We start from the raw sequence: 9,829 nt of genomic DNA, 5'->3' as shown, positions 1-9,829 counted from the left end.
GAATAAATGAAGGCAGGCGCCCCGACCGAATCGCACGTTCTAAAACAGCTCCAGGGGCTACCAGGTGGTCTTGCCCTACGTAGTCCTCCAATTGTCGGGGGCGCATGCGCTCAGCTAATGGCTTCATAGAGAAAGAGAATTAAATAGTTTGATACGCGAAAGTATGGAATTTATAAAAACTAATACAATTTGTAGTGAATTCATGATTGTCTTTCAAGGAAAAAGCGGAACTTGTGGGGAAGAGGAAGTATTATACAAAAGGAAACCGCTGTTACCTTTTCAGGATAAAGTCAATAGAATAACAAACAATAAAAGTATACACTAAAAAATACGCTGTTCTCATGAGTTATTATTTTTCGATACCTGCGTCTCAGGTTGTTAGCTACGAATCTCTTACCAATCAATTGGCTCAGCCGGATGCCAAGTATGTAAATGCGGAAATTACGGACCCCAAAGAGATACAATCTACCCGTTTGTATGTCAAAGACAAGTCTACCCGAGGTGTGAGTCTTCAGTATACTGACGATGCCTATTCTGTGGGTTTAAACATTATCGCCAGCGAAACAGATTTTCGATTAGGGATTGCTACAGCGGCAGCTATTGCTGAATTAACCAATAGTACGGTGCATCCTGAAGATGAGGAAGGGCCGATGTCACCTGCTGCATTTTTGGCTAAATTTAACGAGGAGTGGATAGACACTATGAAACTGCTAGGTGTTTCGATGTTCCGAGAAAAAGTAGGCGGAGAGCAACACGTACTTACGATGAATGGCTGTTTTATGAATTACAGCGTTGGGCCAAAAGTTTATAAGCACCTAGATCCGACTACAGATGAGAGTTTGTACCGCTCTTTGGTTGATCATATCGCTGGTACGCAGTTCTTTGATTTCAACAAATATGCTATCCCCGGCCATATTGTGGTGACAGATAAGGAAACGAAAAAGGAAAAACGCGTTTTGGTCTTTTACCCTTTTGGGAGCCAATTTCTTGCGCAGTCAGATGTTGTGAGTTTCCGCCACGGTGAAGAAAATTTCGAGTTGGCTTATAGTGAAATATATAAAATTGCTACAGATAAATTCACACTTATTGATGAGTTGCAGCACGTAGTTGAACCGCTCACAGAAGAAGATTATGCACAAGTGATCGCTAATGTAAAAGCGATTTCTTTCAAGAAAGAAAAGGAGCAGGTAATGCCATTGCGTGAAGACAAAATGTTGTCGAAGGACAATCCATATATTGAATTCACACTGCAAGATCTGGACAATGAGTTTTATCGTTTGGCTTCTATCCCCAACGCCCGTACCAATATTGATGCACTTACTAAAATGACGTTTCTTATTGAGATGTATGATCAGTATAGCACCGATGTACCTACGAGGAGGAACCAAACGCCTAAGACGGCACCCCAGCCTAGTGCGCCAGTAGCTAAACCTGTGGTTGAACGAAAAACATCCCCCAGCTCAACTAAAAAGTGGTGGGAATTCTGGAAGTAAACAGCCATCTAAACAACGTGATTGATATGGATATTGATGCATTTTGTCAACTGCTTCTTGAACGCCTTCATGTGGTTGTCGACTCAGATCGTGCGGAGCAAATGACTGCCTATATGCGCAATCAGTTTACTTTTTTAGGGGTAAAAGCACCTGTCAGGAAAAACATCGTTCGTGAGATGTTAAAAGAATTTGGCCGGCCAGTAGAAAAAGACTGGGAGTACCTGGCCAAATTCTGTTTTGCCGAAAACACCCCTCGAGAACTTCAATACATGTTGGGAGACATCTTGATTCCGGTTAAAAAGAAACTGCCGGAAACGATGCTACCGCTCATTGAAACGTTGATTCTTACGACTTCCTGGTGGGATACCGTCGACTGGTTGGCTCCTCATTTGGCAGCGTCCATCATGCTGAAGAACGAAAAGCTTACGCGCGAGGTCACCGAGCGCTGGATCAATTCTGATAATATTTGGTTGCAGCGCTCTGCCATTATTTTTCAGCTCCACGCCAAGGAGAAGACCAATGAAACCCTTTTGTTCGATTATATCCTCAGTCGGGCAGACAGCAAGGAGTTTTTTGTACAGAAAGGCGCCGGCTGGGCATTGCGGCAGTATTCAAAAACAGCTCCGCGGGCTGTCGGTGAGTTTATTGATCAACATGTTTTGCCTCCACTTACGGTGAGGGAGGGCTTGAAGATTTTGAATAAGAATGATGGATAGCGGCAATTGGGCTTGTCTCTAACCAGTCGCGACCGGTTGTGTAAATGCGTGAATGTATTTATACAAATGGGTAAGATCACTGTATGTCAAATAACAATTTCGCTTGCCCTTTCCTAAGTTCAACTAAGTCCGTAAATAAGAAGCACCATTGATGTCGAGTATACAGCCCGTCGTAAATGCAGCCTCCGGGCTTGCCAGGTACAGGATTGCCTGGGCAATATCCATCACAGTCGCTACTCTGTTTAATGGACTTTGTCGTTTAACGGCCTCCCCGGCTTCTCCTTGTAAATGTGGCCTCGCCATGGCGGTTTCTACAAAACCAGGGGCTACATTGTGTACCGTAATACCATGAGGGCCTAAGGCTTGCGCCAAACTTTGCCCCATCGCGTGTAAGGCCGCTTTGCTGGCTCCATAACCAGGTTGACCGGCCTCGCCTCGAAAAGCGCCTCGGCTACCTACATTGATAATCTTACCTGCACTTTGTGACTTCATGAATTCTGCGGCCGTATAGGCTGCTACTGCTGCGCCAGTGAGGTTGGTGTTGATCGTACGTTGCCAAGTAGCTAGCCATTCTTCGTAAGGCGTAGATTCAAAAGGGTGGGGGAGGAAGACTCCTGCATTATTGACCAGGATATCTAAGCCATTTAACTGGGCGTGTGCTGCTTTTACTAAGTTTCGAACGGAGGACGCTACCGCCAAATCGGCTTGTAGAACGTGGTGCCCTTCCCCTGTTAGCGAAGACAATGCCTCTTGAGCAGCTGCCTCATTTTGATGGTAATGAATAACGATCTGAGCACCTGCCTGGGCGAATAATTGAGCGGTGGCTCTACCGATGCCCCGGGAGCTGCCGGTAATTAGTACTTTCTTACCCTGGTAATTGTGCGTCATTCTTTATTGTTAAGGGAAAAGACTAAAGATCAATTGGGCCAGCTCCTGCTCTGATTAGCTCTGGTGGGCTGGTCGTGCAATCAATGACCGTTGATCCTTCGTTGCCTCCTGCTCCGCCATCGATAATAATATCAACTAGCTTGCCAAAGCGCTCTTCAATATCGTAGGTGTCGGTGAGGTATTCGAGAACATCTTCTTCTGCATCTGTTTTCAAGGAAGCGGTGATAATGGGCCTGCCAAGCATGCGGACGATCTCTAATGGAATATTATTATCAGGAACCCGGACACCAATACTTGCACGGCGGCCTTGAATGATTTTTGGCACTTGATGGCTGGCTTTCAGAATGAAAGTATAGGGCCCTGGTAAGAGTTGTTTCATGAGACGAAACACCTCATTGTCAATTTGTGCAGCGTATTCTGCAAGCTGACTGAAATTTTCGCAAATGAACGAAAAGCGTGCTTTACTAGGATTGACTCCTCGGATGCGCGCGATTTTCTCCAACCCTTTTTTACTAAAAAGGTCACAGCCCAAGGCGTAAACAGTATCAGTAGGATAAATTATTACCCCATCCTTTTCTAATACGTCGACAACCTGCCGTATTTTGCGTTCTGAGGGATTGTCTGGATGAATTTCAAGCAACATAACATGAAGAGGTTTAAAGTAGGAGTGGTGCAAAGTACGCCCGTTTTTTTTGATTTAGAAGCGACACTCGAAAAAACTGAAGCAATAGTAGCAGAACAGGCTGCTGAAGGGGTCAGTCTCTTACTTTTTCCGGAGTCTTACCTCCCTGGTTATCCTCGTGGGTTTGATTTTGGGGCTGTCGTAGGGCGTCGGACCGAAGAAGGAAGGAAGACCTGGCAAGCCTATTGGGACAATAGCATAGCGGTTAGCGATCGTCATTGTGAGCGATTGGCTGCTATGGCGCACAAGCACGAGATGTTTATCGTGATGGGCGTAACCGAGCGTGACGAGCAGGCTAGCACCCTTTACTGTAGTTTGCTTTACTTTTCGCCTACGGATGGTTTTATGGGCTGCCACCGAAAGCTGAAACCAACCGGTAGTGAACGTTTGATTTGGGGAGAAGGCGGCGCTACTGACCTGGAAGTGTACCCTACCGTTTTGGGCAAAATAGGAGGTTTGATTTGCTGGGAGAATCTGATGCCTTTGGCTAGAATGGCGCTCTATCAGCAAGGAATTCAAATTTATCTGGCACCTACTGCTGATGCGCGAACTACCTGGTTGCCTATTTTGCAGCATATTGCTCAAGAAAGCCGCTGTTTTGTATTAGGGGCTAATCAGTATTTTAGAAAATCTGACTATCCAAATGAGTGGCAGAAACTGGCGCAGGTAGAAGAAGATTGTTGCCGTGGCGGGAGTGTTATTGTGTCCCCTTTAGGCGAGGTGATAGTAGGCCCGCTTTGGGACGAGGAAGGTGTTTTAACCACTACTGTTGACCTGGATGAAGTCATCCAGAGTCGGTATGATTTCAGCGCGGTAGGGCATTACAATAGGCCCGATGTATTTGATTTTAAAGTCAGATCAATGCACTAAGGAACAGCACGAAAATAAAAAGCGCAGTTTATTTTCTGCGCAATACTAAGGTGCGTAGCGAATAGCGAAGCACGGCGGACGGAGGAGCAGCAGCAGCGATAGCAGCGGTTCCGCATTCCCGCCCAAAGCGGGTGCGGAAAGAGCGGATAGCGCGATGGCGAGCCGCCAGGCACAGACAGCTGCCCAATGTTTTAAAATATTCTTTGATACGAAAGTAATGGCAGTAGTGGGAAATCAGAACTAGGAATAGCAAGGACGCCAAACTCCAGAACACTTTTCCGCCGCCTGTTAGAGAAGTTAAAGGAAGGTAGCATGAGGTTATCGTAAGTTTGGAAAACAGCTGCGCCTTCTACAAAGAATCGCCAATCTGGGGCAAATTCGAATGATCCCCCCAGGGTGACCATTGGATAGTGGTCGTTGCGTTCAGTAAACCCGTACATATCTATCCAGTAGCCCATTGTAAAGTTAAGATAGCGATCTCGTTGGCCTACCGTGACCATTGCATAAGGGTGAGTAGCCGACTGTTCGTCCCAGAGGATTACGTATTGCTGCACTGCGAGCCCAATGTGCAGCATATCGGAAGCCGATGCATGAGCCTGCAAACGACCCATCAGTAACGCAGGAACAAGTGTTCCGCCACTAAAGCTAAAGTTCTTGTTGATTTTGGCATCTACCTGATTGATTAAAATCATGGTATTGCGGTAAGTGCCTTTACTGGCGTAAGGAATAGCCGTAGCGGAATAAAGGAGCTGGTTGAGCGGCATTGGATATTTTTCCCTTATCCATTCTTCATCATCGATAGGCTCAATGGTTTTTGGTTTGTCTAGGCTACTAAAAGATTCTGTTGCCAGACCAATAAAACTAACTTCAGACAGCAAAAAAGTCTTTATTGTTGAAAGATTGCGAATTTGAAACCCTATGGTGTCATCATGGATATATTGAGTAAGGCCAAAAAACTGGTGCCCATCCAGGGTGAATAGAGCGTGCACTTGAGTGGAGTCAGCAACGCGTAGTTGATGACTAATGATAGTCTGTGCATTCATGCTGTAAAAAGAGAGGAAAGCCAAAAGTGGCAAAAGTGCGTTTTTTATGGACATCAGAGCAAGTTTAAGGCTAAATGCATTTCGTTATTCTAAGAGTAGCTGAGGGGGTGCCTAGCTGAACTAATGTGGAAAAATACTATTTTACACGAGGTTGACCACAAAAAACAATAGAGAATCAAAATAATATGTCAATGACGACTGAAAACGAAGGCACTTCTAATGAGGATATCGCTTATGCTAATGTAGGAGCCCATCGCCCGACCTTACTGTTTATTATTCTTGCAGGCTTTTTTGTGGCTAACACCTTGGTTGCCGAATTTATCGGCGTTAAAATATTTGCACTTGAAGACACTTTTGGTTGGGAGCCTTTCAACTTCAACCTTTTTGGACAGGAGGGAGCTTTGCAATTCTCGGCAGGCGTCCTTCTCTGGCCGGTTGTTTTTATCATGACAGATATCATCAATGAGTATTATGGAAAGAGAGGTATTCGGCTGTTGACCATACTCACGGCCGGGCTTATTACCTATGCTTTCCTTATGATTTTTGCGGCGATATGGCTTGCCCCCGCTGATTGGTGGCAGACCCAATACCAAAGTGCCGGCGTGCCAGATATGCAAAAGGCATTTGGGGCGGTCTTTGGGCAAGGCTTGTTGATTATCGTCGCTTCACTTTCCGCTTTTTTATTAGCACAGCTGACGGATGTAGTGAGTTTTCACCGTATAAAAAAAGCTACAGGAGAGCAGAAAATATGGTTGCGCGCAACAGGTTCTACGGTTATTTCTCAGTTGGTAGATACATTTGTCGTGTTGATTATAGCCTTCAAATGGGGCCCTGCTATCACCGGGCAATTTGAACCTTGGAGCTGGGGGCAACTACTCGCTGTAGCTACAGTACAATACACGTATAAATTTATGATGGCCGTTGTTTTGACCCCCGCATTGTACTGGGCTCATGCCGTAATTGACAAATACTTGGGGGCTGAGCTTGCTGCAAAAATGAAACTTCAGGCAACAAGTTGGAATTAAGGGAGTTTGTGAAAAAAACTAGTTACACACCTCGCTGCAAATTTTTCTTTATCCCTGATTACACAAATCGCATCAATTCAGAACCTTTGTACAGCATCTTACGCGATAGCTAAACCAAATAGTGGTATGGTGTGTCTTTTAATTGTACTTTTGGAAACAATTGTTTAACCAAGTTATATACACAATGAATGTGATTTCTCGACTAGGGGCGCTACTTTTAGTTGCTCTGGTTTGTAATCTGTTTACCACCCTACATGCTCAGGATGGTGCAATGCCTGATGGTGTTACAAAATTAGCCTCTGTTGAAGGCATTACCGAATACCAAATTGAGGCCAACGGACTACGAATTCTGCTCTTTCCTGACAACTCAAAACCAACAGTTACCGTAAACGTAACTTACTTGGTAGGATCTCGCCACGAAGCTTATGGTGAGACCGGCATGGCTCACTTACTGGAGCATTTGGTGTTTAAAGGCACACCTAACCACGAAGATATCCCCAAGGAACTCAACGAACGTGGTGCTCGCTTTAACGGAACCACCTGGTACGACCGTACCAACTACTTCGAAACAGTGAGCGCTAATGATGAAAATCTTCGCTGGGCTTTAGAGATGGAATCAGACCGTATGGTGAATTCTTACATTTCTGGTGAAGACCTAAAAAGTGAGATGACCGTTGTTCGTAACGAATTTGAGATGGGTGAAAATAGCCCGACTGGAATTTTGATGGAGCGCGTTCTGTCTACTTCTTACCTCTGGCACAATTATGGTAAATCAACCATCGGTGCCCGTGCTGACCTTGAGAATGTACCTATCGAACGCCTACAAGGGTTTTACCGCAAGTACTATCAGCCTGATAATGCTTATCTGATTGTTGCAGGTAAATTTGATCCGGCAAAAACCATGACAATGATCATGGAGACTTTCGGGCAGATTCCTTCTCCTGACAGAGAGCTTATTCCTACTTACACCCGTGAGCCAATCCAGGATGGTGAGCGTTATGCTGACTTGAAGCGGGTAGGGGATATCCAGGCGGTAAGTGCCGCTTACCACATTCCTCCGGGTAGCCACCAGGATTATCCAGCTGTGGATGTATTGGTAGAACTGTTGACCAGTGAGCCTAGTGGTCGCTTGTACAAAGCATTGGTTGAAAGCGGGAAAGCTTCAAGCCAATGGGGTTGGGCTGCTGAATTGGCAGAACCTGGCTTTGCTTATTTCAATGCCGATGTTTTAAAAGACAAGGACTTGGACGAAGCCAAAATGGCCATGCTTTCTACCCTTGATGCGGTAAAAGACAATCCTCCTTCAGCAGAGGAAGTTGAGCGTGCTAAAAATAAGCTGCTTAAAGATTTCAACTTGCGGATGCGGGAAAGCGCACGCGTAGGTACTTTGATCAGTGAATACATCGCACAAGGTGACTGGCGCCTTGGGTTTATTTACCGTGATCGCCTGGAACAGGTAGACGTTGACCAAGTTGCAGCTGTAGCGGGTAAGTACCTTTTGCCTAGCAACCGTACGGTAGGTCGTTTTATTCCAACAGATAAGCCAGAACGGGCAGACATTCCTGATGTTCCCAACATCAGTGCAATGGTTGATGGCTATGAAGGTCGTGCATTGGCTTCAGAAGGTGAAGTCTTTGAAGCTACCTATGAAAACATCGACTCCAGAACAAAAACAGGCGAGTTTAAGAATTCACTGGAATACGCTTTCTTGTCTAAAGAAACTCGGGCAGATGCGGTACGTGCACGCTTGTCCTTGCGTTATGGTACGCTGAAAAGCTTGGAGAACAAGCAAATGGCAGCTTCTTTTGCAGGTATGATGTTGAACAAGGGCACCACTTCTATGACTCGCCAAGAGCTGGAAGATAAGTTGGTAGAATTGAAAGCATCGGTTAGAATTGGTGGAGGCGCAGAAGGCGCTTACGCAATTATCGAAACAGAGCGCGACCAGCTTCCTGCCGTGATTGCCCTGGTAAGCGAAATGCTGCAAGAGCCTACCTTCCCTGCAGAAGAATTCGAGACCATCAAGCAAGAAGAATTGGCTTCTTTAGAACAAAATCGTTCTGAGCCACAAGCTATTGCGATCACAGAATTGAATCGCAGAATGTCTAATCACAGCAAATCTGATCCACGCTATACGATGACTTTTGACGAAGAAGTAGCGGCGATCAATGCGCTTACTCTTGACGAAGTAAAGGCATTCTACAATGATTTCTACGGCGCCTCTGATGCAACGATCGCTGTTGTAGGTGACTTCGATGAAGCTGCTGTCACACAAGCCCTTGAAGAAAACTTCGCTAATTGGGAAAGCCCAGGCAACTACGAGCGCCTGAAAGATGAGTTCTACCAGCCAGAAAAGCAGAATGTAGAATTTGAAACACCAGATAAAGCCAATGCTTGGTTCCTTGCTGGACAAACAATGCCTATCAGCACTTCTCACCCTGATTATCCTGCGGTACTTATGGGTAACTATATGCTTGGTGGTGGTGCGTTGAAGTCTCGCTTGGCAGACCGTATCCGTCAGCAGGATGGTCTTAGCTATGGTGTAGGTTCTTTCTTCAATGCAGATGATAATGATGAAACGGCTACGCTAGGTGGCTACGCTTTCTTTGCACCTGAGAATGTAAGTGCAGTAGAAAAAGCTTTCTTCGAAGAAATCGAGAAAGTATTAGCGGATGGTTACAACGACGAAGAGCTGGTAGCAGCTAAGAGCGGTTGGATGCAAAAGCAGCAAGTAACTCGTGCCCAGGACGGTTCCCTAGCTGGAGCCTTGAACGAGAATCTTTTCCTTAAGCGCAACATGGAATGGGATGCTGAGTTGGAAGCAAAGGTTATGGCCCTAAGCATCGAGGAGATCAATGCAGCGATGCAGAAATACCTCGACCCTGAAAAGATGGTTGTGATCAAGGCTGGTGACTTTGCTAAATCGCGTGAGGTTAAGCCCTAATTTTTAGGGTACTGGGTACTTAGTATAGGGTATTTTGATTACCCTAAATTCGAGGTTGTACCAACTTTTCTATAAAAAACCTGTAATCAAGTGATTGATTACAGGTTTTTTTATTGTAGACAAAAAAGTGGGAGCTAGATGAAATCGTTTGGTTGGAAAAGCGTAGGC

The 9,829-nt window shown here is 45.5% G+C and carries 8 protein-coding genes; 5 read left to right on the top strand and 3 right to left on the bottom strand.

The features are described from left to right. Window positions 1-341: 341 nt before the first annotated feature. Window positions 342-1,493 carry a hypothetical protein gene (locus ACRBG0_RS14655; RefSeq protein ID WP_431487617.1) on the top strand — a complete coding sequence of 384 codons (1,152 nt, stop codon included), beginning with the start codon at window positions 342-344 and terminating at the stop codon, window positions 1,491-1,493. Between the two features lie 26 nt (window positions 1,494-1,519). Then, window positions 1,520-2,209 carry a DNA alkylation repair protein gene (locus ACRBG0_RS14650; RefSeq protein ID WP_431487616.1) on the top strand — a complete coding sequence of 230 codons (690 nt, stop codon included), beginning with the start codon at window positions 1,520-1,522 and terminating at the stop codon, window positions 2,207-2,209. Between the two features lie 123 nt (window positions 2,210-2,332). On the opposite strand, the gene ACRBG0_RS14645 is transcribed toward ACRBG0_RS14650, so the two are convergent. Together ACRBG0_RS14645 and ACRBG0_RS14640 are read right to left on the bottom strand one after the other, a co-directional pair. Next, complete coding sequence (locus tag ACRBG0_RS14645; protein WP_431487615.1) at window positions 2,333-3,097, bottom strand: SDR family NAD(P)-dependent oxidoreductase; 765 nt, start codon at window positions 3,095-3,097, stop codon at window positions 2,333-2,335. 22 nt (window positions 3,098-3,119) lie between these two features. After that, the gene (locus ACRBG0_RS14640) at window positions 3,120-3,740 is read right to left on the bottom strand and encodes an L-threonylcarbamoyladenylate synthase (RefSeq protein ID WP_431487614.1); all 621 of its coding nucleotides are present in this window, start codon (window positions 3,738-3,740) and stop codon (window positions 3,120-3,122) included. Window positions 3,741-3,743: 3 nt separating this feature from the next. Between ACRBG0_RS14640 and ACRBG0_RS14635 the strand changes: the two genes are divergently transcribed. Further along, window positions 3,744-4,649: a carbon-nitrogen hydrolase family protein gene (locus tag ACRBG0_RS14635; protein WP_431487613.1), complete on the top strand. Its 906-nt coding sequence runs from the start codon at window positions 3,744-3,746 to the stop codon at window positions 4,647-4,649. A gap of 191 nt (window positions 4,650-4,840) precedes the next feature. On the opposite strand, the gene ACRBG0_RS14630 is transcribed toward ACRBG0_RS14635, so the two are convergent. Continuing rightward, window positions 4,841-5,746, bottom strand: coding sequence for a hypothetical protein (locus ACRBG0_RS14630; protein ID WP_431487612.1), 906 nt, complete (start codon window positions 5,744-5,746; stop codon window positions 4,841-4,843). 137 nt (window positions 5,747-5,883) lie between these two features. Between ACRBG0_RS14630 and ACRBG0_RS14625 the strand changes: the two genes are divergently transcribed. Further along, window positions 5,884-6,717 carry a queuosine precursor transporter gene (locus ACRBG0_RS14625; RefSeq protein WP_431487611.1) on the top strand — a complete coding sequence of 278 codons (834 nt, stop codon included), beginning with the start codon at window positions 5,884-5,886 and terminating at the stop codon, window positions 6,715-6,717. A gap of 184 nt (window positions 6,718-6,901) precedes the next feature. Next, window positions 6,902-9,661, top strand: a complete 2,760-nt coding sequence (locus tag ACRBG0_RS14620) for a M16 family metallopeptidase (RefSeq protein WP_431487610.1) — start codon at window positions 6,902-6,904, stop codon at window positions 9,659-9,661. Window positions 9,662-9,829: the final 168 nt, after the last annotated feature.

The organism is Lewinella sp., from assembly GCF_050633125.1.
Taxonomy (GTDB): Bacteria; Bacteroidota; Bacteroidia; order Chitinophagales; family Saprospiraceae; genus Lewinella.
The sequence above is the reverse complement of the archived record's forward strand: the minus strand, read 5'-3'. Positions and strand labels throughout refer to the sequence as shown.

Coding starts and splice junctions, on each gene's coding strand:
- ACRBG0_RS14655 (WP_431487617.1), top strand. CDS start 342: ATGAGTTATTATTTTTCGATACCTGCGTCTCAGGTTGTTAGCTACGAA.
- ACRBG0_RS14650 (WP_431487616.1), top strand. CDS start 1,520: ATGGATATTGATGCATTTTGTCAACTGCTTCTTGAACGCCTTCATGTG.
- ACRBG0_RS14645 (WP_431487615.1), bottom strand. CDS start 3,097: ATGACGCACAATTACCAGGGTAAGAAAGTACTAATTACCGGCAGCTCC.
- ACRBG0_RS14640 (WP_431487614.1), bottom strand. CDS start 3,740: ATGTTGCTTGAAATTCATCCAGACAATCCCTCAGAACGCAAAATACGG.
- ACRBG0_RS14635 (WP_431487613.1), top strand. CDS start 3,744: ATGAAGAGGTTTAAAGTAGGAGTGGTGCAAAGTACGCCCGTTTTTTTT.
- ACRBG0_RS14630 (WP_431487612.1), bottom strand. CDS start 5,746: ATGTCCATAAAAAACGCACTTTTGCCACTTTTGGCTTTCCTCTCTTTT.
- ACRBG0_RS14625 (WP_431487611.1), top strand. CDS start 5,884: ATGACGACTGAAAACGAAGGCACTTCTAATGAGGATATCGCTTATGCT.
- ACRBG0_RS14620 (WP_431487610.1), top strand. CDS start 6,902: ATGAATGTGATTTCTCGACTAGGGGCGCTACTTTTAGTTGCTCTGGTT.